Annotated in this window: 22 protein-coding genes; 10 read left to right on the top strand and 12 right to left on the bottom strand. The window is 70.5% G+C overall.

Annotated elements, in window-relative coordinates:
• Positions 1-461: 461 nt before the first annotated feature.
• The 3 genes from ABZ914_RS05750 to ABZ914_RS05760 form a co-directional block, all read right to left on the bottom strand.
• Positions 462-974 carry a hypothetical protein gene (locus ABZ914_RS05750; protein ID WP_500191910.1) on the bottom strand — a complete coding sequence of 171 codons (513 nt, stop codon included), beginning with the start codon at positions 972-974 and terminating at the stop codon, positions 462-464.
• Positions 975-1,095: 121 nt separating this feature from the next.
• A complete protein-coding gene (locus ABZ914_RS05755; protein WP_500191911.1) occupies positions 1,096-1,290 on the bottom strand; it encodes a hypothetical protein in 195 nt (64 codons plus the stop codon).
• A gap of 509 nt (positions 1,291-1,799) precedes the next feature.
• The gene (locus tag ABZ914_RS05760; protein ID WP_500191912.1) at positions 1,800-2,081 is read right to left on the bottom strand and encodes a hypothetical protein; all 282 of its coding nucleotides are present in this window, start codon (positions 2,079-2,081) and stop codon (positions 1,800-1,802) included.
• Between the two features lie 1,292 nt (positions 2,082-3,373).
• On the opposite strand from ABZ914_RS05760, the gene ABZ914_RS05765 reads away from it, so the two are divergent.
• Entirely contained in the window at positions 3,374-4,429 is a 1,056-nt protein-coding gene (locus ABZ914_RS05765) for a TIGR03118 family protein (protein ID WP_500191913.1), read from the top strand.
• 236 nt (positions 4,430-4,665) lie between these two features.
• Positions 4,666-5,193 carry a transposase gene (locus ABZ914_RS05770; RefSeq protein ID WP_500191914.1) on the top strand — a complete coding sequence of 176 codons (528 nt, stop codon included), beginning with the start codon at positions 4,666-4,668 and terminating at the stop codon, positions 5,191-5,193.
• Here the strand turns inward: ABZ914_RS05770 and ABZ914_RS05775 are convergent.
• Positions 5,183-6,139: an NADP-dependent oxidoreductase gene (locus ABZ914_RS05775; RefSeq protein WP_500191916.1), complete on the bottom strand. Its 957-nt coding sequence runs from the start codon at positions 6,137-6,139 to the stop codon at positions 5,183-5,185. The two genes, ABZ914_RS05770 and ABZ914_RS05775, sit on opposite strands and share 11 nt — an antisense overlap.
• A 75-nt stretch (positions 6,140-6,214) precedes the next feature.
• Here ABZ914_RS05775 and ABZ914_RS05780 point away from each other — a divergent pair, with 75 nt between their 5' ends.
• From ABZ914_RS05780 to ABZ914_RS05790, 3 genes are all read left to right on the top strand, one after another.
• Positions 6,215-6,796 (top strand): TetR/AcrR family transcriptional regulator, encoded by a 582-nt coding sequence (locus tag ABZ914_RS05780; protein ID WP_500191917.1) that lies wholly within the window; start codon positions 6,215-6,217, stop codon positions 6,794-6,796.
• 60 nt (positions 6,797-6,856) lie between these two features.
• A complete protein-coding gene (locus tag ABZ914_RS05785; protein ID WP_500191918.1) occupies positions 6,857-7,495 on the top strand; it encodes an HD domain-containing protein in 639 nt (212 codons plus the stop codon).
• Positions 7,496-7,603: 108 nt separating this feature from the next.
• On the top strand, positions 7,604-8,530 hold the full coding sequence (locus ABZ914_RS05790) for an NADP-dependent oxidoreductase (RefSeq protein WP_500191919.1): 927 nt from the start codon (positions 7,604-7,606) through the stop codon (positions 8,528-8,530).
• 26 nt (positions 8,531-8,556) lie between these two features.
• Here the strand turns inward: ABZ914_RS05790 and ABZ914_RS05795 are convergent, their stop codons facing one another.
• The gene (locus tag ABZ914_RS05795; RefSeq protein ID WP_500191920.1) at positions 8,557-9,123 is read right to left on the bottom strand and encodes a TetR/AcrR family transcriptional regulator; all 567 of its coding nucleotides are present in this window, start codon (positions 9,121-9,123) and stop codon (positions 8,557-8,559) included.
• Between the two features lie 60 nt (positions 9,124-9,183).
• On the opposite strand from ABZ914_RS05795, the gene ABZ914_RS05800 reads away from it, so the two are divergent.
• Positions 9,184-9,924: an SDR family oxidoreductase gene (locus tag ABZ914_RS05800; protein ID WP_500191921.1), complete on the top strand. Its 741-nt coding sequence runs from the start codon at positions 9,184-9,186 to the stop codon at positions 9,922-9,924.
• Positions 9,925-9,937: 13 nt separating this feature from the next.
• On the opposite strand, the gene ABZ914_RS05805 is transcribed toward ABZ914_RS05800, so the two are convergent.
• The 4 genes from ABZ914_RS05805 to ABZ914_RS05820 all read right to left on the bottom strand — a co-directional run bounded on the left by ABZ914_RS05805 (position 9,938) and on the right by ABZ914_RS05820 (position 13,494).
• Complete coding sequence (locus ABZ914_RS05805) at positions 9,938-10,330, bottom strand: VOC family protein (protein ID WP_500191923.1); 393 nt, start codon at positions 10,328-10,330, stop codon at positions 9,938-9,940.
• A gap of 61 nt (positions 10,331-10,391) precedes the next feature.
• Positions 10,392-11,180: a hypothetical protein gene (locus tag ABZ914_RS05810; RefSeq protein ID WP_500191924.1), complete on the bottom strand. Its 789-nt coding sequence runs from the start codon at positions 11,178-11,180 to the stop codon at positions 10,392-10,394.
• Between the two features lie 47 nt (positions 11,181-11,227).
• The gene (locus tag ABZ914_RS05815; RefSeq protein ID WP_500191925.1) at positions 11,228-12,637 is read right to left on the bottom strand and encodes a glycoside hydrolase; all 1,410 of its coding nucleotides are present in this window, start codon (positions 12,635-12,637) and stop codon (positions 11,228-11,230) included.
• A 116-nt stretch (positions 12,638-12,753) separates the two neighbouring features.
• Positions 12,754-13,494, bottom strand: coding sequence for a helix-turn-helix domain-containing protein (locus ABZ914_RS05820; RefSeq protein WP_500191946.1), 741 nt, complete (start codon positions 13,492-13,494; stop codon positions 12,754-12,756).
• Between the two features lie 77 nt (positions 13,495-13,571).
• Between ABZ914_RS05820 and ABZ914_RS05825 the strand changes: the two genes are divergently transcribed.
• Positions 13,572-14,414, top strand: a complete 843-nt coding sequence (locus ABZ914_RS05825) for an SDR family oxidoreductase (protein ID WP_500191926.1) — start codon at positions 13,572-13,574, stop codon at positions 14,412-14,414.
• 27 nt (positions 14,415-14,441) lie between these two features.
• On the opposite strand, the gene ABZ914_RS05830 is transcribed toward ABZ914_RS05825, so the two are convergent.
• Positions 14,442-15,065: a TetR/AcrR family transcriptional regulator gene (locus ABZ914_RS05830; RefSeq protein ID WP_500191927.1), complete on the bottom strand. Its 624-nt coding sequence runs from the start codon at positions 15,063-15,065 to the stop codon at positions 14,442-14,444.
• Between the two features lie 120 nt (positions 15,066-15,185).
• Between ABZ914_RS05830 and ABZ914_RS05835 the strand changes: the two genes are divergently transcribed.
• Together ABZ914_RS05835 and ABZ914_RS05840 are read left to right on the top strand one after the other, a co-directional pair.
• The gene (locus tag ABZ914_RS05835) at positions 15,186-15,833 is read left to right on the top strand and encodes a CatB-related O-acetyltransferase (RefSeq protein ID WP_500191928.1); all 648 of its coding nucleotides are present in this window, start codon (positions 15,186-15,188) and stop codon (positions 15,831-15,833) included.
• Between the two features lie 64 nt (positions 15,834-15,897).
• Entirely contained in the window at positions 15,898-16,641 is a 744-nt protein-coding gene (locus tag ABZ914_RS05840) for a class I SAM-dependent methyltransferase (RefSeq protein WP_500191929.1), read from the top strand.
• A 27-nt stretch (positions 16,642-16,668) separates the two neighbouring features.
• On the opposite strand, the gene ABZ914_RS05845 is transcribed toward ABZ914_RS05840, so the two are convergent.
• Positions 16,669-18,483 carry an alkyl/aryl-sulfatase gene (locus tag ABZ914_RS05845; protein WP_500191930.1) on the bottom strand — a complete coding sequence of 605 codons (1,815 nt, stop codon included), beginning with the start codon at positions 18,481-18,483 and terminating at the stop codon, positions 16,669-16,671.
• A gap of 190 nt (positions 18,484-18,673) precedes the next feature.
• On the opposite strand from ABZ914_RS05845, the gene ABZ914_RS05850 reads away from it, so the two are divergent.
• On the top strand, positions 18,674-19,084 hold the full coding sequence (locus tag ABZ914_RS05850; RefSeq protein ID WP_500191931.1) for a DUF7144 family membrane protein: 411 nt from the start codon (positions 18,674-18,676) through the stop codon (positions 19,082-19,084).
• On the opposite strand, the gene ABZ914_RS05855 is transcribed toward ABZ914_RS05850, so the two are convergent.
• Positions 19,053-19,846, bottom strand: a 794-nt coding sequence (locus ABZ914_RS05855) for a tetratricopeptide repeat protein (RefSeq protein WP_500191933.1), incomplete at its 5' end; no start/stop codon positions are given. The genes ABZ914_RS05850 and ABZ914_RS05855 overlap by 32 nt on opposite strands.

Raw genomic sequence — 19,846 nt, forward strand, 5'->3', positions numbered from 1 at the left:
TGGACGGGTGTGGACGTGCGGGACACCGCGAGGCTGGTCAGGCGACCCGCGGGGACAGCCCTGGACGATCCTGATCTCGCTTGCAAACAGAAGGTTAGGGGGTTCAAATCCCCTCGCCGGCTCCCACGTCAAAGTCCCCCTCCAGCTACGGAGAGGGCCTTCTCGCTAACAGGTACAGCAGCGAAGTACAGCTACACGGGCGCCTCGCCGCTGTCATCGCCGACCTGCCGCAGATGATCCCCGAGCCGCTTGAGCGCCGCCCTGGTCTGCTCGGTAGAGGTTCTCCCAGTTCTACTGCGAAGGCGACCTGTCTGATGCCGCCGAGCGAGTGTGCGCCCGAGCCACCTCATGACAGTGTCTGGAGAAGGCAACGAGAAGCCCTCGTTCCTCTATGGGGCGCCTAGAAATGAATCACTCGCTTCTCGCGAGATGCAGTGAATAAAGGCAGTCATGTTAAGCACTCAGAGGAACACCGAATTTACTGGAAGCCCGAGATCTTTCCTCGCTGCTACGACGAAGTCTCTGATTGCCTCTGGGGCGCCGTCGAGATAGCCGGTGGGAGCCTCTTCTTCAGCGACTGCTATCTGTATCGCCTGTACCTTTTGGACAACCTCGGACGGTGCAGCTAGTTCCACCTCCCATCGAATCGATGTAAGTTTGAGGATTAGGTCTGAGTGTTCGTATGCGCTCGCATCAAAATCTTTTTTGGCCTCCTTACGCTCTTCTTCATCATCCGCATCCTCCGCCTCTTCTATCCATTCTTTTGCATGTTTAAGCCTCCATGTGGCATGCCAGGCGTCATCTGCGATATTGGCGAATCTTGCATATAGGTCGCGTCGGTAAGATAGATCTCGCAGCCGATCCTCGTGCTGCCGCTGCTCCGACAAGGTTCTTCGGCTGTTCCATGACTGCAGAAGTGCGCCACCGAATGCGCCGACTATTGCGAAGATTCCAGAGATCAATGCGGTAGTCACATATTCTCCCTAGGTGGGGGTGTTAACCACTAGGACTGTGGAGGCACCGCCTCGTTCCGCAAGATGCGGCTACGAGCAAGGCTACTCGGGAGGATGGGCTGGAGGCGGAGCGAGCCGCTACTCACGCCGAGCCACCGCAGATTGGGCAAGGCACACCCTTCCCACGCTGCTGAGCCTCGGCAAGCGTGATCTCCTCGGGCTCGAACACCTCGTAACCCTGGGTGACTGCTGTCTTGTGCGGACCGGTGATGCCCGAGCAGTCGGAGCTTGCATGGTGACGGTCGCCGCGTGCGGTGATGTAGACGGTCTCACTCATTGACGGCCTCTCTGAGAAGCTAGGCGTACCTTCGCACCAACCTACGAACCCTCAGCCCCGGCCGCCCGTGCGGCGGGTCGCATAAGCGACATTATCGCGCTCATCGGCGGCATCCAGCGCCGGCAAGTAGGGGCAGTACAAGCGGCACATACGGCGGCTGAGGGCATGAGGTCAGCACCACGAAGCTGACGACAGTCCTGACGACAACAGCCCCATACGCCGGGCACCAGTGGCAGCCTTGAGGCACCGTCTACCTCGGCAAATGTTCTGCGAGCAGGGTGGTTGCTACTTCTGAAAAGCGGAAGGTCGGCGGTTCGACCCCGCCCCTGCCCACCTTTACACCTCTGGCCAGCAGAAACACGGTCAGGGGTGCTCTCACTTCCGGCCCCGGAACGGCCCGGAGCGGATGCACACCGCTCGAACACCTTCCGCCTATCGCACACACGAAGCCCCCGCCCCGACTCTGCGACCACCGGGCTCACACCGGTACCCACAGTCGGCTATTCGTGTCACAGCGTCCGGTCACAGCGCGCCCACAGGTTGCGCTCGGGCGGTCGACCAGTGAACCACAGGTCGAGAATGTCGCGGGTTGCGGAAGGGCGCGGTTCGCGTGCGTCGCTAGCGATGGTGACGTCGAGGACGCCGGGGTCGAGCATGGACGGGTCGCTCGACAGGACCGTGCCGGACACAATGCCGCCGACCGGAGGTACCGCTGAACCATCGGTGGCGACGGCTCCTACGTCCGCCGACACTCGGCGGCGGCGCAGGCCGGCCTTCGTCGTCCAGCGCACCGCGGCGATCGCGGTCAGCAGCGGCTCGGGCCGGCAACCGACCAGGTTCTGCGAGGCTTGACCACCGGCGGTTCGACCCCGCCCCTGCCCACCGGATCAAGCAGCACCAAGAAGCGTCCGACCTGCAAGAACATGTCCGGGCGCTTCTCTCATCTGTCCGGCCGCGTCCGACCGTCACTGCCCCTCGGCGAGGCTCCGTGCCGATATCTGCTCCACTGAAGGGTCGGAGTCAAGTACGTCCAGGCAGCGAAACGGTCGGCAGCCCGGCAGACCACACGAACGCCGGGGAACCACGGCTCGAGCCTTCAAGCAACAGGTCACAAGCTGCGCGTGGTCGCCGGGCGGGCGGGCTCAGGGGCGCGGCGAACTCCCAAACGCCGTGGGAGCACGAGAACGGCAACATGTACCCAGGCCCGCACTTCCGGCACGCCAACCGGCTCTTGTACGAGGCCACCGGGCCCGAGTCGGGCTTTCTCGACGACATTTCGGGCTGGCCTTGCTGGACAGGGACCCCCTGGCGCCACGCCTCAGGGAACGTCTATTCACCTCGCTCGACCTCGACGACGACCCGCGCGACCGCCGGACCGACCTTTAGCCGAACCAGGTCAGCCCCCTTGAACACGAATGCCTCAATCGCGAGCGGGATACACAGAATCAGAAACGAATTGGTGCATACCAAGGAGGGAACGCTTCCGAGGTATACACCCCTTGCGCATGACGCTGATCTAGCCACAAGATCCCCCTCGCGAGGTTCATAGCGGAGCAGATCGCGGCGCCTATTCGCCGGCCAATCCAGCAACGGAGGATCACTGCAAAACTGTGGGAATCTGACGCCGTCATCGAGGCTCGGCGTGAGCGCATCGATCTCCTGGCTCGCGCGCCGATCCCATGCGCCGACACGATGGCCGAGGTCCGAGGCGATCGCCGTGCGTGGTCGGCCGGGCGAAAGCGGGGCGATCGCTGCCGCGGTGCTTCCGGCGCTCTGACTGTGGACGACCTTGTGCTTTGGGTCAATTTGCCCTGATTTCCTGCAGTTCAGCCCGCGAGTTTGGGGGGCCGGGCGGGCCCAGTTGGTTGTTCCATCTCATGAGGATGGTTCCTCGGGCTCGGGTGTACCGGACGGTGCGCCGATCGACCCGAACGTAAAGCGGCTGTCGTTGTTGGTCAGGATTCCGTCGCGTGGTGCGGCAGCCGGGTTCGCCGAACCTACCCGGGGTAATGATCGCCGCGGTCCGTCCGGACCAACTGGTCGATTCAGGGAGATCTGAGTGCGAAGAATTCTAGGTATGCTCATGGCCGTCCTTGCCCTGCTGACAGGAATGGCCCCGACCCGTCCTGCGTCCGCCAATACCCCGAACCGCGCCGACGGGATGGACTGGCGCACCCGGTTCACCGAGACCGACCTGGTCTCCGACATCCCAGGCCGGGCGCGTCTTCAGGACCCCAAGCTCGTCAACCCATGGGGCCTGGCGCTTGGCCCGACCGGACCGCTGTGGGTCGCCAACAACGGCACCGGCGTCGCCACCGTGTACGCCGGCGGCGCGAAAGGCGTGACGAAGCTGGCACTGGAAGTCACCGTCGAGGGCGGCGCGCCCACCGGAGAGGTCTTCAACGACACCGGCCACTTCGCGGTGAAGGGCGCGCCGGCCAACTTCATCTTCAGCAGCGAGAGCGGCGCGATCACCGCATGGAACCGCAACACAGGGACCACCGCGGTCCGCGTGGCGGGCGCGCCCGGCGCCATCTACAAGGGACTGGCGCTGCTGCACACCCGCCACGGGGCGTTCCTGCTGGCGACAGACTTCCACAACGGACGCATCGACGTCTTCGATGGTAGGTTCCGGCGCCTCAGGCCGCACAGCGGGCGCTTCGATGACCCGTCGATCCCACCAGGCTTCGCTCCGTTCAACGTCGCCGTCCTCGGCGGCTCCGTGTTCGTCACCTACGCCAAGCAGGATGCGGACGCCGAGGACGACGTCCCCGGCCCCGGGCTCGGCTTCGTCGTGGAGTACCGACGGTTCGGCCGCTCCCATCACCGCTTCGCCTCCCGCGGTCCGCTGAACGCGCCGTGGGGGCTGGTGATCGCGCCCCGATCATTCGGCGACTTCGCCGGAGACGTCCTCGTCGGCAACTTCGGCGACGGCCGGATCAACGCCTTCACCCCGCGTGGTCGTTGGCGGGGCGCGCTGCGCCGGCCGGACGGCCGGCCGATCGAGATCGACGGCCTGTGGGCGCTCCTGCGCGGGACGTCGACGACCGGTGGCACCGACGCCGTCTGGTTCTCGTCCGGCCCGAACGACGAGAGGCACGGCCTCGTCGGCCTGCTGCGCAAGGCCCGCCTGCATTGAACACGGGCGTGACCAGCGGCTGGGCCGGCCGCTGGTCCGTCTCCCGTTTCGAGGGGCCTGTTGCGCCAACTGACGCCCCGCCGCGCGGCGCCTTGGACTCCTGGAGCTATTGCCTGCAGGAGTCCCGGTCGCTCGACCAGGTTGCGAGTTGAGGGGCGTGCCCCTTCCAGGCGCCGGTGGCGATGACCAGGCGAGCGGCGACCCCGACGTAGGCGTAGGCGTTGCGGTGCCGGATCGTGCTGGCATGCGCGCAACCCGGTGCGTTCCACACGCATGCGGCCGCCGAGTTGGGTGTCTCGTCGCCGACGGTGGCCAGCGGCGCCACCGGTTCATCAAACATGGCCTGGCCGGGCTGGCCGATCAGCCCCGCCCTGGCCGGCCGCCCTCGATCCTGCGAGACAAGGTGCAGGAGATGGTCACGCTCACCCCAGAGAGCAGGCCCCGTCGGGTGCCACGCACTGGTCGAGGGCCTCGATGGCCGAACGCACGGGCTGAGCCAGTCCACCATCGGGCGGATCTGGCGCCGGTTCGACCTCGAGCCGCACCGGGCCGGCACCTTCAAGATCTCCACCGATCCGCTGTTCGTGCTCCTCTTCCAAGGGGCATGCACGTGGGTCGTCATCGTCACTTCGATGTCGCTGTGCCTGACGATGTGCGGCGGGAAGCGAAGTGTGTCGGCGATCGGCTGGTTGTTTGCTGCGGATGTGGACCTCGTGCGCGATGTGGAACTGGGACAGTCGTGGCGGGCTTGGTTTAGAGGTTGATGACTACCTTGCCGTGGACGTGGCGGCCGGCTTGGAGTTCGGCTGCGTGGCGGATCTGCTCGAGCGGGAAGGTCGCCGCGATGGGTACGCGGAGGCGGCCCGCCGCGACCAGGCGGGCGAGCTCTTCCAGGGCGCCGGGAGCCGCGTTCGCGCCGTTGGCCGCGGGCACGCCGTCGACCTGCGCGGCGATGGTGCAGATGCGGCCGTCCGGGACGCCGAGTTCCCTTGCGGCGTGCGCTGTCTCCGTCCCGTGCAGGTCGATGGCGGCGGTGACGCCGCCGGGAGCGAGGGCTCGGGCCCGGTCGGCCAGGCCGTCGCCGTAGGCGACCGGCTCTGCTCCGAGATCGCGCAGGAAGTCGGATGATGTGGCCGATCCCGTCCCGATCACGCGCGCTCCCGCGATCCGGGCCAGCTGGACGGCGAACACCCCGACCCCGCCCGCCGCGCCGCCGATCAGCACCGTGTCGTCCGGGCCGGGGTCGACCAGGGCGAGGGCGGCGGACGCCGTGCGGCCGGCGATGGTGAGGGTGGCGGCGGTGCGGTCGTCGACGCCGCCGGGAGTGTGATGGGCCTCGTTCGCCGCGGTCCCCCCGGCCGTGTCGATCACCACGAAGTCGGCGACGGCGCGGGACAGCGCGCCCCCGAACACCCGGTCGCCGGGCGCGAAGCCGGTCACCCCGTCACCGACCTGGTCGACCAGTCCCGCGTAGTCGGTCCCGAACCCGGCCGGGAGGCTCAGGTTGAACCGGGCGGCGGTGTCCGCGTCGGCGATCATGATCCAGTCCATCGGGTTCAGACCGGCGGCGGTGACCCGCACGCGGATCTGCCCCGGACCGGGCTGCGGAGCGGGGACCTCGCGGACGTCCAGCACTTCCGGTCCGCCGAATGAATCGAGCCGGACCGCCCTGCTCCTGCCCGCCGGCGGTTGATCGCTCTGTTCCCGCATGGACGCCCCTCTCCTTGAAACGGACTATGCTCCGTTTCCATGGACGACCGTAACACAACCGGAGCGTGATCCGTTTTGGCTGAGGCGGAGAAGCGCGCGCCCCGGGCGGACGCGGCCCGCAACCGCGACCAGTTGCTCGCGGTGGCGACCCACGTGTTCGTGTCGGCCGACGCCGAGCCGTCGATGCGTGCGATCGCCCGCGAGGCCGGGGTCGGCATCGCCACGCTCTACCGGCACTTCCCGACCCGCGAGTCGCTGGTCGACGCGGTCTACCGGGACCAGGTCGCGCGGCTGACGACCGGCGCCCGCGAGCTGCTCGGCCAGTTGCCGCCGGCCGCGGCGATGCGGCGCTGGATGGACCTGTTCGGGGACTGGATCGCGACGAAGAACGGCATGCTCGACACGCTGCTCGCGATGATCGAGTCGGGCGAGATCGCCCATGCGCAGACCCGGAGCGAGCTCCTGGCGGCCATCACCACGATCCTCGACGCCGGTCGCGCGGCGGGCGACCTCCGCTCCGACGTCCCCGCCGACGACATCGCCGCCTCCCTCATCGGCATCTTCACCGTGGCCCCCCGGCGCGAGCACGAAGCCAAGGCCGGTCGTCTGCTGGACCTCCTGATGGACGGCCTCAGGCCCGCCGCCCGGTCGGCCTGAGCCGGAGCGGGTAGCACCGGGTATGGGTCGTAGTCGCGGCATGCTTTGGGGGAGGTCGCTATGGCGGAGGTCATCGCGGGGTTGGCGGTTCCCGAGACGGCGGCGGTCGCCGACGCGACCGGCCTGATCCGGGAGACGACCGGCCCCTTCCTCTTCCACCACTCCCGGCGGGTCTTCTTCTTCGGTCTGATTCAGGCGCGGAAGCTCGGTGTGGAGCCGGACCCGGAGCTGCTCTACCTGGCGGCCATGTTCCACGACGCCGGGCTCGTGAATCCCTTTTCCGACGTTGAGCAGCGCTTCGAAGTCGATGGCGCCGACCACGCGCGCAGGTTCCTTCTGGACCGGGGGTTCTCGACGGCGGCCGCTCAGACCGTCTGGACGGCGGTCGCGCTGCACACCACGCCGGGCATCCCCGTCCGGATGGGCCCGGAGATCGCGGCCACGCACCTCGGCGTCCTGACCGACGGGATCGGCTTCGGGCTGGACGGGCTGGAACGCGAGCAGCTGGACGCGATCCTCGCCGTCCACCCGCGCGGGGACTTCAAGAACGAGTTCCTGCGGGTCTCCGTCGAGGGGCTCAAGGACCGTCCCGGCACCACGAACGGCACGGTGAACTCCGACCTGCTCGAACACTTCGTCCCCGGCTTCCACCGCACGACGATGGTCGAGCGCGTCCTCGGCTCGCCGTGGCCGAGCTGACAGGACGCCTGGTCACGGGGGCGTTCGTGGTGGGTTGGTCCTTGCCGAGCGGGTATCGGGTCGATGTCGGCCCGGCCTCGGCGCGCCGGCGTTCTGAAAGGAGCGAGCATGCGAGCGATCACCGCGCGGGACCGTGACGCGGGCGTCGGCGGCCTCACGCTGACCGACGTGCCCTACCCGCATGCCGCGGAGAACGACGTCATCGTGCGCGTGCACGCCGCGGGCTTCACCCCCGGAGAGCTCGACTGGCCGGGGACGTGGACCGATCGCGCCGGTCGCGACCGGACGCCCAGCGTCCCCGGGCACGAGCTGTCCGGAGTGGTGGTCGAACTCGGGTACGGAACCACCGGCCTCACCGTTGGCCAGCGGGTGTTCGGGCTGACCGACTGGACCCGCAACGGCTCCCTGGCCGAATACACCGCGGTGGAGGCCCGCAACCTCGCTCCTTTGGCGGCCGACGTCGACCACACCGTGGCCGCCGCGCTGCCCATTTCGGGGCTGACGGCATGGCAGGGACTGTTCGACCACGGTCGCCTGACGACGGGTCAGACCGTCCTCGTCCACGGCGCCGCGGGCGGTGTCGGCTCGATCGCCGTCCAGCTCGCGCGGGAGGCGGGCGCCCGCGTGATCGGCACCGGCCGGGCCGGCGACCGGGACGTGGCGCTCGGCCTCGGCGCGCAGATGTTCCTCGACCTGGGCGCGGACGATCTGCGGGACGCCGGGGAGGTGGACGTCGTGTTCGACGTCATCGGCGGAGAGATCCTCGAACGATCGACCGGACTGGTACGGCCGGGCGGCACCCTCGTCACCATCGCCATGCCGCCCACCGTGCAGCCCGATGACGGGCGAGCCGTCTTCTTCGTCGTCGAACCCGACCGCGCCCTGCTGGCCGAACTCGCGCGCCGCCTTCAGGACGGACGGCTCAAGCCCATCGTCGGCGACGTGCGGCCGCTCTCCGAGACGGCCGCCGCGTTCGCCCGCCACCGCCGGACACCCGGCAAGACGATCATCCTGGTCGCGGACGAGCAGGGCTGACGCCGGCCGCGCCGCGCGGGAGGCGGTCAGGGGCGGGGTGGGCGGAGGCCGTCGATGAGGATCGACAGCAGTCGCGGTCCCCGCGCGTCGAGTTCGGCGTCGTCCAGGCGTGACAGCCAGCTGATGAGCACGATGACGTCGCGGGCTTCGGCGTCGGCGCGGACGCCGCCGGCCGAGCGGCCGGCGGCCAGGAGGAGTTCCACCGCCTCGCCGATCGGGCCGAGGCTGTGGGCGGCGAGGTCGCGCCACGTCGCCGCTTCGATGGCGGCGAACACGTCGCGCTTGACCCGGGCGTAGGCGGCGACGCGGTCGAACCACGCCGCCAGCGCGTCGAGCGGTTCGTGGGTCTCCAGCAGGCGCGGAGCGGCGGCGACGAGTTCTTCCACTTCGCGGCGGTACACCTCGGCGAGGAGGTCCTCGCGCGTCGGGAAGTGCCGGTACAGCGTGCCCTGCCCGATGCCGCAGGCCTTGGCGACGGCGTTGAGCTTCAGCTCGCCCGGCTCGCGGACGAGGTCGCGGGCCGCCTGGAGGATCCGCTCGCGGTTGCGCTGGGCGTCCGCACGCCGCGCCGCGCCCGCGACAGAAGCGGACACGTGTCCGTTAGGCTGGTCAGGGTAACCGGACATGTGTCCCATTCTAGGTGGAGGTTCTCCATGACCATCCAGGGCAAGGTCGTCGCCATCACGGGGGCCAGCAGCGGCATCGGCGAGGCGACGGCCCGCCACCTCGCGGCGGAGGGCGCGGCCGTCGTCCTCGGCGCTCGCCGGACCGAGCGGCTGGACCGGCTCGTCGGCGAGATCGAGGCCGCCGGCGGGGAGGCGGCCGCCCTGCGGGTGGACGTCACCGATCCCGGCGACCTCCAGGCACTCGTCGCCGCGGCCGTCGAGCGCTTCGGCCGGCTGGACGTCCTGGTCGGCAACGCCGGGATCAGCCGGATCGGCCCCGTCGCCGACCTGGACGTGGAGGGCTGGTCGGCGATGGTCGACGTCAACGTCAAGGGGATCCTGCACGGCATCGCCGCGGCCCTGCCGGTGTTCCGCCGCCAGGGCACCGGTCACCTCGTGACGGTCGTCTCGACCTCCGGCCTGAAGATCGTTCCCACTCAGGCGGTGTACGCGGGGACGAAGAACGCGGTGCGCACCCTGATGGAGGGCCTGCGGCAGGAGAGCACGGACGGGGTTCTGCGGACGACGTCGATCTCCCCCGGCTACGTCCGCACCGAGCTCATCGACAACGCCGTGGACGACCCGGCCGTGCGCGAGCAGGCCAGGCGGAACATGGCCGACCTCGGCATCGACCCCATGGCGGTGGCCCGCGCGATCGCGTTCGCGATCGACCAGCCCGACGACGTCGAGATCGGCGACCTGACCATCCGGCCGTCCCGCCAGGGCTGACCGTCCCGGAGGGTCAGATGTCGGCTTCGATGGCGAAGGTGTTGCCGTCCGGGTCCTGGAACCAGGCGATGCGCCCGCCGCCGGCCCGCGGGCAGATTCCCCTGGCGTCGCATTCGAACTGGTCGTAGCGGACGAACTCGACCCCGGACGAGGCGAGTTCGTCCACGATCTGGTCGATGTCGTCGACGTACCACGTCGCCAGCGTCGCGTCGGTCTTTCCGGCGGTGACGGACTGGTACACGTTCAGCGCCGGGCCGCCGCCGGACGCGTAGACGCGGCTGCCGCCGATGATGTCGGCGCTGGGACCGGTCTGCAGGACCTCGAGGCCCAGTTTGCCTTCGTAGAACGCGACGGCCTTCTCGATGTCGGAGACGGCGATGGACGTCCTGACGTCATACCTGCTCAAGGGCATGAACCACTCTCTCACACACGTCCGGCTCCGACCTTGGGGTGCCTCGAAGGCCGCCTTACCGCGGGCATTGGCGGGGAAGGCGGACTTTTCCGGGCGTGTGCTTGAAGGTGTTCATCACGATCCATTCGTCCAGTTCCGGATCGAAAAGGTTCTGGACGCCGAACTGGAGCACCTGCCAGAAGGTCCCCCGGTCGCGCTGGTCGACGTAGACGTCACCGAGGGCGAGCGGAAAGCGGAGGAACTTGCCGGGCGGGAGCTGCGGTACGACGACGCCGACCCTCCAGTGGTTCACGTGGCGCCGCGGGTTCCGCTGCAGCGTCTCCTGTCCGACGAAGCGCGAGGTGCTGAGCTTCTGGTTCAGGGTGTCCAGGTTGAATCCGGGAATGCGGGAGCATTCGTGGTCGTTGAGGCCGGGCCATTTGTAGGTCAGCGTGTAGAGCGAGTTCCGGTAGATGAGGTTCGTGAACCAGATCGGGTAGCGGGGGCCGCCCGCGATCATCTGGCTGTCGCCGTCCCGTCCCGTCCAGGTGAAGGGCACCGTCACGCCGAGATCCCGGACGATGTATTCGCCCTTTCCGTGGAAGTTCCGCGGCAGCTTGGGCGGGAGCGGCTCGGCCTTCCCGCCGGCGGTTCCGGGCGACGGCGCAATGCCGGTCCGGTCCGCGGCGACGGCGGGAGTCAGGGTCGAGAGGGCGACGATTCCGGCGACTGTTCCCGACATGGCCGCCCGGCGTTTCCGATTCACGGTTCTCCTCGGATGCTGCGTCGCGCGCCGCCGCGGCGCTGCATCCTCACGCAGCGATGCAATTGCACCGTCCCCTGCCTCGGAGACGGCGAAAACCACAGGTGGGTCATGGTGTGCTCTTGCGTCGGTGAGCGCCCCGCGCGTGCTCAGACGCCGTCGACCTCCATGGTCGTGACCGTGTTCGACTCGTGGACCACCGTGAGCAGGCCGCCCTGGGAATCGGCGTCGGGCCGGCGAGCGTAGCGGCGTGCGGCGGGGGCGTCGATCGTGTCGGTGACCCACACTCGGGCCGCGTTCGCGCCTCCGGTCAGCGACCGAAGGTCGTAGGTGACGGTCCGTTTCCGGCCGCCGTTGACGGTCACCAAGGCCAGCCGCCGGGCGGACGGGTCGTGGGCGGCGACGGTGTTCGTGTGCCCGGATTTCAGGATCCGCATCCCCGGCCTGATATGGCGGCTGTATTGGGCGAGCACGTGATACTTCGTGTTGACGCCGCCCACTTCGCCTTTGAGCGTGCCCGGGGCCCCGCCGGTCGGATTCGGGGTCCGGTCGTCGTACTCGCCGTCCAGCAGCCCCCAGTCGAGCGCCTCGACGGGCTGCCAGCAGACCCATCCGGCCGCCCGAAGATACCGGATGTCACGGCTGATGCTCAGCGCCATCGCCAATCCGTCGGGCTCTCCTTCGGCGTACTCGGACTGCCATATCGGAGTCTCTTCGCCGACGGCTTCGCGGAGCCTGGTACGGCTGCGGCCTTTCTCGTCGGGCTCGTAGGCGTGGACGTTGACACGGCCGACGAGCCGTCTGGCGCCTTCGGTGAGCTTCTGCCAGGTGTCGACCGCATCCATATAGCGGCATTCGTCGGACACGGCGATCAGCACGTCGCCGAGGCCGTGCTCGTCCAGCGCGCGGCGCAGGCACTCGATGACCGCTTCCTGCGCGCCGAGCGTGAAATGGCACCCCTCCTGGTTCTGCCGCGCGTGCCAGGCGGTCAGCGAGGGCTCGTTGAACGGCTCGACCGACGTGAAGCGGATGCCCCAGTCGTCGCGGGCGCGCCGGGCCACCGCCGCGATGAAGCGCGCGAACGCGTCCTGGTAATGGAATTCCAGGTTGTCCTGTTCGCCTTGCTCGGCGCCGGAGGGATTCCCGTTGACCGTCATCCACCAGGGCGGTGAGACCGAGAACATCTCGAAGGTGTCGGCGCCGGCGTCGCGGGCCTTCGCCAGCATGCTCCGCTGGTTCGGGTCCGCGCTCCAGTTCCACCTTTCGCCGTCGTAGTACGTCTCGATCTGCTTGCGCCGGACGATGGCGGGCGACTCGGCCATCGCCGAGCCGCCCGTCCAGGTGCAGGCCCCGAGGTTGTAGCGCACGATGTTCAGGCCCAGTCCGGGAAGCTCGATCTCGCCGCCGGAGGCCGTCACCCTGGCCGTGTCCAGGCCGAACAGGGCGGCGGCCAGGTCGTCCCGCGCGCCCAGTAAGGTGTTCGCCCACCAGGACAGGCAGGTCCCCCACCCGTCCCATATGTACGCGCCCTCGGGATCGATGACCCGCTCATCGGACATGTCCACGCCTTCGCTCGTCCGCCGCCACCCGGGATGTGTTCGGACGAGCAGGCGCTATCCAGCGCTTTCCAGAACTTTGCCTGATCAATTCCCGAAAGAGGCTCCGGCCTCTTTCCTTATGCAGCGCAGGGCGTGCTCGCGGGAAGGCGGCCCGCACGGAACGCGGCCGGGGAGACGCCCATGAGCGCGTGGAAGTCGGCCGTCATGTGGGACTGGTCGTAGTAGCCGGTATCGGAGGCGAGGCCCGCCCACTGCGCGGAGCCCGCGCGGGCCAGCACCGTGCGGACGCGTTGGATGCGGGCGAAGCGCTTGGGCGGCAGGCCGACCCGGTCGGTGAACAGGTCGCGCAGGTGGCGCTCGCTGACCGAGAGCCGCCGGGCGAGCGCGGCGACCCGTTCCCCGGTGGTGGACAGCGACTCGACGGCCTCGCGGAGCAGCAGGTCGCGCGCGTCCGTGCCGTCGCGCAGCCCGTCGAGCAGCGCGTGCTCGACGGCCCTCAGGATCGCGTCGGGGCCGGTCAGCTCGTTGAGCCGGGCTTCGAGGCGGGCGGCGCGGTCGCCCCACAGGTCGGTGAGCGGGACGGCCCGGTCGCGCAGCTCGCCGGCCGGGACGCCGAGCAGCGTCCGGGCGGCACCCGGGCGCAACCGGGCCCGGACGCACATCGGCAGGTCCTTGCCCGGGTTGTAGGAGGCGCGGCTGCGGGGGCCGACCACGCGGAGGTCGCCGTCCCGGGCGCCGGTCCTGCGGTAGACGAGCGCGGTGGCGGCGTCGGGGAGGTGGACGATCGGCCGGGCGCCGTCGGGCCGCATCAGCGTCGCGTCGGCGATCCAGGGCCGCAGCGCGGGCATGGGGGTCATCGCGTCCACGCCGACGACTCTACGGCCTGCCGGTTCTTCCTATATCCGCCGCGGGGCGGGGCGGCAGAGTGCCCGGCATGATCCTCGTGACGGGTGCGACGGGCACCATCGGAACAGAAGTGGTCCGGATCCTGGCCGAGCGCGGCGAGCGGGTCCGGGCGATGACGCGGAACCCGGACGGCAGGAGCCTTCCGGCGGAGGTCGTCCGGGGCGACTTCGACGACCCCGGCTCCCTGGACGGCGCGGTGGCCGGGTGCGACGCGGTCTTCCTGCTGGACGCGCCGGGCCCCTGGATCGAGCGGCACGACCGGGCGATGCTCGACGCCGCGCGGTCCCAGGGCGTCCGGAGGGTGGTGAAGCTGTCGGCCATCGGCACCGGCGAGGACACCGAGGTCAGGGCAGGCGGCTGGCATCTGCCCGGCGAGCAGGCGCTGCGTGCGGGCGAGGCGGAGTGGACGATCCTGCGGCCGAGCAGCTTCGCCACCAACACGCTGCACTGGGCCTCGATGATCCGCGCTGGGCGGCCGGTCGCCAACCTGACCGGGAACGGCGCCCAGGGCGTGGTCGATCCGCGCGACGTCGCCGAGGTGGCGGTCGCCGCGCTGACCGCGCCGGGCCACGCGGGGCGGACCTACACGCTGACCGGCCCCGAGCTGCTGAGCGCGCCCGACCAGGTGGCGATCCTGCGGGAGGTGCTCGGCCGCCCGATCGGGATCGTCGACGTGCCGCCGGAGGCGGCGAAGGAGCAGATGATCGCGGCGGGCCGGGACCCGGAGTTCGCCGAGGGCGCGATGCGCGGCCAGCGGTTCATCGCCGAAGGGGGGAACGCCCGGCTGACCGCCGACGTGGCCGCCGTCCTCGGCCGTCCGGCGCGCACCTACGCGACGTGGGCCCGCGACCACCGGGCCGCGTTCGCATGAGCGGTCGGCGCCGGAGGCGGGCGCGGCTCAGCGGTCCGTGCCGGTGAAGGCGCCGGCGGCGGCGGCCAGGGCGGCGGTCCGGGCGGCGTGGCCGGGGAGGTCCGGGTCGGGGGGTGTGCGGAGGAGCACCAGGTGGTGGTAGAGCGGGGCGGTGGCGGCGATCAGGAGCTGCCTGGCGTTGGTGGCCGGGGGGAGTTCGCCGCGGCGGACGGCCCTGGCGACGACGATCTCGCAGCGGGCGTAGCGGTCCTCCCAGAGCCGCCGCTGGGCGCGCTCGGCCTTCTCGGAGCGGAACGACGCGGCGATCAGGGCCGCCATGACCGGCGGCCGCGCGGTCATGGCGTCCTGGATCTCGCGGTTCAGCCCGGCCAGGTCGCGTTCCAGGGAGCCGGTGTCCGGGGGCTCCCAGGCGTCGTCGGCCGCCGCGTCCAGGACGTCGGCGAGCAGGCCGCCGACGTCGCCCCACCGCCGGTGGACGGTGGCGCGGTGGACGCCGGCGCGGGCGGCGACGGCCTCGACGGTGAGGCCGTCGAACCCGTGCTCGCCGAGTTCGGCGAGGACGGCGTCGTGGACCTGCGTCCGGACGCGGGCGGTGCGGCCGCCGGGGCGGCGCCGCGGCGGCGCTGGCCCGTCGTCTGCCGGTGGCGTCATCGGTGGTGCTCCGGTTGCTCGGTGGGACGGCGTCGTGCCAGTATCTTAATGCATCAGTTGTCGCATTAGTGTGGACCGTCCCGCCGGGCGGACCCGCCCCGCCGAAAGGAACGGCCCGCCATGCCGCCCGTGCCCGCCGACCCGGACGTGCTGCACCCGATCCCGGGCCAGCCGCGCGTCGTGCTGCTGAAACCGCTGGTCACGTCCCCGCTGATCGAGGTCGGCGAGTTCTCCTACTACGACGACCCGGACGACCCGACCGCCTTCGAGACCCGCAACGTGCTCTACCACTACGGGCCGGAGAGGCTCGTCATCGGGAGGTTCTGCGCGCTCGGCGAGGGCGTGCGGTTCCTCATGAACGGCGCGAACCACCGCATGGACGGGCCGTCGACGTTCCCCTTCCCGATCATGGGCGGCTCCTGGGCCGAGCACGCCGACCTCATCACCGGCCTGCCCGGACGCGGCGACACCGTGCTCGGCAACGACGTGTGGCTCGGCTACCGGTCCCTGGTGATGCCCGGCGTCCGCATCGGGCACGGCGCGATCATCGCGTCCGGGTCCGTCGTCGTCGACGACGTCCCCGACTACGGCATCGCGGGCGGCAACCCGGCGAGGCTCATCCGGCGACGCTACGGCGACGCCGAGATCGCCCGGCTCCTCGACCTGGCCTGGTGGGACTGGCCGCTCCAGCACATCACCGACCACGTCCGCACGATCATGTCCGGCGACATCGACGCCCTGGAGGCCGCCGCGCCCCCGCGCCCTTGACCGCAGGGGCGGGTGGCCGCGGCGCACGGCTCCGCGGCGGCGACGCCGCGAGTAGCCTTGGGCGGTGTTCTCGTCTCAGGGGCCGTCGCTGCGCGAACTGGCGGTGCAGGCGCTGTCCTCGGTCGAGCGGGGCTACGACCTGCTCGCCCCGAAGTTCGACCACACGCCTTTTCGCACGTCCGACGCGGTTCTCGACGCGACCGCCGAGGCGCTGCGGCCGCTCGGGCCGTTCGGCCGGGGGCTGGACGTGTGCTGCGGCACCGGCGCGGGCATGCGGACGCTCGAGGCCGTGTGCCGGGAGCGGATCGCGGGCGTCGACTTCAGCGCCGGGATGCTCGCGGAGGCGCGCGAAGCGCATCCGGACGCGGAACTGGTCCGGGCGGACGTCCGGAGCCTTTCCCTCGCCGCGGAATTCGACCTGGCCGTGACCTTCGGGGCGCTCGGCCACCTGCTGCCCGCCGAACGCCCCGCCGTTTTCGCCGGGGTGCACAGGGCGCTGCGGCCCGGCGGGCTCTTCGCCTTTCCGCTCGGCGGCCCGCTGCCGATCACGTCGCCCTGGTATTGGGCGCTGCTCGGATTCGACGCGGTCATGCGCGTCCGGAACGCGGTGTGGCGTCCCCCGTTCGTCATGTACTACCGCACCTGCCCGCTGGGCGCGGTCACCAAGGATCTGGCGGAGGCCGGATTCAGCGTGACGACCGTTCCCCTGACGGCGCTGGGCCGGCGGGACGACGGCACTCCCCGCGCCCGCCTCGTCCTCGCGAGAAAGCCCGACGGCTCGTCGGCCGCGAATTCCCCGGAGGAATGACGGAATCGCCGCCTAATGCGGCGGTGGTCACGGGGTCGATATCGGGAAGTTCGGCTCGGGGTCGTCCATGACGGCCAGGAGGCGGCGGAGCGCGGCGACGTCGCCGGTCACGTCGATGCCCTCCGTGCTCTCGCCCTTGATGAGGGCGAACAGTCCCGGCCTGGTCAGGGTGAGGGTCAGGTCGGCGGGGCCGGACGGGGCGCCGACGCGGCGGTGGGTGAGGGCGCCGTTGGACAGGGTCATGCGGTGCCGGTCGCCGGAGTCGGTGAAATGCCAGTCGATGGTGAGGTGCTCGTCCCACGCCTTCGGGCCGTTCACGCGGATCGCCATCGAGTCGAAGACCTGGCTGACGGTCATGCCCGCCGTCACGCCGCCGGAAATGCTCGTCGGGACCGGCTTGACGCCCTCGCGCAGCTCCATGGCGCCGGTCAGGTAGAAATTGCGCCAGATGCCGTTCTCGGCGCCCTCGCCGAGGCGCTGGAACACATCGGCCAGCCCGGCTCGCGCGTCCGCGTTCTCCGGATCGGCGAAGACGACGTGGTCGAACAGCGTGGCCGCGAACCGCAGGTCGCCTCGGGCGGCGTAGTCGCGGGCCATCGCCATCGTCCTGGACGCGCCGCCCATGCATTCGACATAGCGCCGGGCCGCCTCGACGGGCGGATGCTCCCACAGGTGCGCGGGATTCCCGTCGAACCAGCCCATGTAGCGCTGGTAGATGGCCTTGACGTTGTGGCTCACCGAGCCGTAGTAGCCGCGCGCGTGCCAGGCGCCGGCGAGGGCGGGCGGCAGGTCGATCATCTCGGCGATCTCGATGCCGGTGTGGCCCTGGTTGAGCAGCCGGAGCGTCTGGTCGTGCAGGTAGGCGTAGAGGTCGCGCTGCTGGGACAGGAACGCGACGATCTCCGCGCGGCCCCAGGTCGGCCAGTGGTGGGACGCGAACGCCACGTCGGTGCCGTCGGCGAACAGCGTGATGGCCTCGTCCAGGTACCGGGCCCAGACGCGGGCGTCGCGGACGAGGGCGCCCCGCGGCGTCAGGACGTTGTGCAGGTTGTGGGTGGCGTTCTCCGCCATGCACAGGGCCCGCCGCTCGGGGAAGTGGAGGTTCATCTCGGCGGGCGCTTCGGTTCCGGGGGTGAGCTGGAAGACGATCCGGACCCCGTCGATGACCTCCGTCTGCCCGGTCCGGGTGATGTCCCTGGTCGGGGGGACGAGGGTCACCCGTCCCGATGAGGCGGTCAGCCCGAGGCCGGTGCCGACCGCCCCGTCCGGCCCCTTCGGCAGCAGGGCGCCCGTCTGGTAGACGCCGCGGCGGCCCATCGCGGTGCCCGCGTAGACGTTCTCGGCGACGGCGTGGTCCAGGAACCCGGCCGGCGCCAGGATCGGCACGGCCCCGGGGTCGCCGCCGTCCGGGATGACGCCTTCGGCGCCGCCGAAGTGGTCGACGTGGGAGTGGGTGTAGACGAGTGCGGCGACCGGCCGGTCGCCGCGGTGCTCGCGGTAGAGCGCCAGCGCGGCGGCGGCCGTCTCGGCGGACACCAGCGGGTCGATGACGACCACGCCGTGCTCCCCCTCGACCAGGGTCATGTTCGACAGGTCGAGGCCCCGCACCTGGTAGATGCCGTCCGTGACCTCGAAGAGCCCCTGCACGGCGCACAGCCGCGACTGCCGCCACAGGGACGGGTTCACCGACTCGGGGCACGGGCCGTCGAGGAACGCGTAGGCGTCGCCGTCCCAGACGACGCGCCCGCCGGCGTCCGTCACCACGTCGGGCGACAGGGGCGCCACCCGGCCGCGCGCGGCGTTCTCGAAGTCGGTCCGGTCGTCGAACGCGGGTCCAGCCATGACCTCCGTATGTCCCGGAACAAATCGCCACAAAAGCCCCGCCGGGCAAAGAGTCGGGGCGACCGTGTCGACTTCCGGTCACATTTCACCCGGGCCTGCACCAAAAGGGCACCGAACACGGTTCCGGATACCAGAACAACGGGGACCTTTCCGGCATCAACGACCGGCCGCGAGCATGGGGAGGCCAACGATGACCAGAACGGCGCACGGCTCGGCCCGGCACCTGCGGCCGACGTCCGGATGGCTCACGTTCGCCGGCACCCTCGCCATGGTGATCGGCGCGTTCAACGTGATCGACGGCCTGGTCGGCCTGTTCAGGGACAACTACTACCTCGCCAACGGCAACCAGATCCTGGTGTTCGACTTCACGTCGTGGGGCTGGTTCTGGCTGATCCTCGGCGCCTTCCAGATCGCCGTCGGCGCGGGGATCATCGCCGGGCGGATGTGGGCGCGCGTCGTCGGCGTCATGTTCGCCGTCCTCACCGCGCTCGGCCACATCGCGTTCCTGCGGGCGTTCCCGCTCTGGTCGGTGCTGACCATCGCGATGTCCATCCTGCTGATCTACGCGCTCACCGCGCCGTCGTCGCGGGCCCGGGGCTGAGCCCGCCCGCCACGGCCCGGGCCGCGGCACGGTGCTCCTCCGCCGCGGCCGGGTCCGTCCCGTCGAGGACGGCGGCGATGCCCTCGTGCGCCAGCGCCTCCTCGTGCCGGTACCCGACCTCCGGGGCCAGTTCCAGCGCCCGCCGGTGCAGCCGCAGGGCCTCCTCGGGCAGCCCCGCCAGCCGGCACGTCTCGCCGTAGCCGTTCAGGAAGTGGATCTTCCAGTGCTCCTCGAACAGCTCGTCGAGCAGCGCGAACGCCCGCCGGTGGGCGTCCAGCGCCTCCTCGTACCGGCCCATCCGGCGCAGGGCGACGCCGAGGCAGTTCAGGCACCACGCCTCGTTGTGCTTGTGGCCGTCCTCGCGCGCCAGGCCGAGGGCCTCGTGCAGGTGCCGGACGGCCTCGCCGGGCTCCTCGCCGGCGATGGCCACGCCGAGCGTGATCCGGGCCGTCAGCGCGGGCGCCCATGACGGGTCGGAGTGCGGGACCTCCAGGGCCCTGCGGGCCAGCCGCGCCGCCTCCTCGCGGTGCCCGAGCTGGAGCATCGCCCACGCCTCGTACGCGGTGGCGTGGGCGGCGCCCATCGGGCAGCCGGCCGCCTCGTACAGCCGCCCGGCCGTCCGGAACAGCTCCAGCGGCTCCTCGACGTGCCCCTCGTCCCACTTCAGGTAGCCGCGGCGCAGGGTCAGCTCCGCCTGCGACAGGGCGTCCCCCACCCGCGACACCAGCGGCGCCGCCGCCTCGTACGCGGCGCCGGCCTCCG

The sequence above is a fragment of the Spirillospora sp. NPDC046719 genome (genome assembly GCF_040645715.1).
GTDB lineage: Bacteria > Actinomycetota > Actinomycetes > Streptosporangiales > Streptosporangiaceae > Spirillospora.

Excerpts from the sequence above, each read along its gene's own strand:
- ABZ914_RS05755 (WP_500191911.1), bottom strand. The coding sequence starts at position 1,290 with ATGAGTGAGACCGTCTACATCACCGCACGCGGCGACCGTCACCATGCA.
- ABZ914_RS05765 (WP_500191913.1), top strand. The coding sequence starts at position 3,374 with ATGGCCGTCCTTGCCCTGCTGACAGGAATGGCCCCGACCCGTCCTGCG.
- ABZ914_RS05775 (WP_500191916.1), bottom strand. The coding sequence starts at position 6,139 with ATGCGGGAACAGAGCGATCAACCGCCGGCGGGCAGGAGCAGGGCGGTC.
- ABZ914_RS05785 (WP_500191918.1), top strand. The coding sequence starts at position 6,857 with ATGGCGGAGGTCATCGCGGGGTTGGCGGTTCCCGAGACGGCGGCGGTC.
- ABZ914_RS05790 (WP_500191919.1), top strand. The coding sequence starts at position 7,604 with ATGCGAGCGATCACCGCGCGGGACCGTGACGCGGGCGTCGGCGGCCTC.
- ABZ914_RS05800 (WP_500191921.1), top strand. The coding sequence starts at position 9,184 with ATGACCATCCAGGGCAAGGTCGTCGCCATCACGGGGGCCAGCAGCGGC.
- ABZ914_RS05815 (WP_500191925.1), bottom strand. The coding sequence starts at position 12,637 with ATGTCCGATGAGCGGGTCATCGATCCCGAGGGCGCGTACATATGGGAC.
- ABZ914_RS05820 (WP_500191946.1), bottom strand. The coding sequence starts at position 13,494 with ATGACCCCCATGCCCGCGCTGCGGCCCTGGATCGCCGACGCGACGCTG.
- ABZ914_RS05825 (WP_500191926.1), top strand. The coding sequence starts at position 13,572 with ATGATCCTCGTGACGGGTGCGACGGGCACCATCGGAACAGAAGTGGTC.
- ABZ914_RS05830 (WP_500191927.1), bottom strand. The coding sequence starts at position 15,065 with ATGACGCCACCGGCAGACGACGGGCCAGCGCCGCCGCGGCGCCGCCCC.
- ABZ914_RS05835 (WP_500191928.1), top strand. The coding sequence starts at position 15,186 with ATGCCGCCCGTGCCCGCCGACCCGGACGTGCTGCACCCGATCCCGGGC.
- ABZ914_RS05845 (WP_500191930.1), bottom strand. The coding sequence starts at position 18,483 with ATGGCTGGACCCGCGTTCGACGACCGGACCGACTTCGAGAACGCCGCG.
- ABZ914_RS05850 (WP_500191931.1), top strand. The coding sequence starts at position 18,674 with ATGACCAGAACGGCGCACGGCTCGGCCCGGCACCTGCGGCCGACGTCC.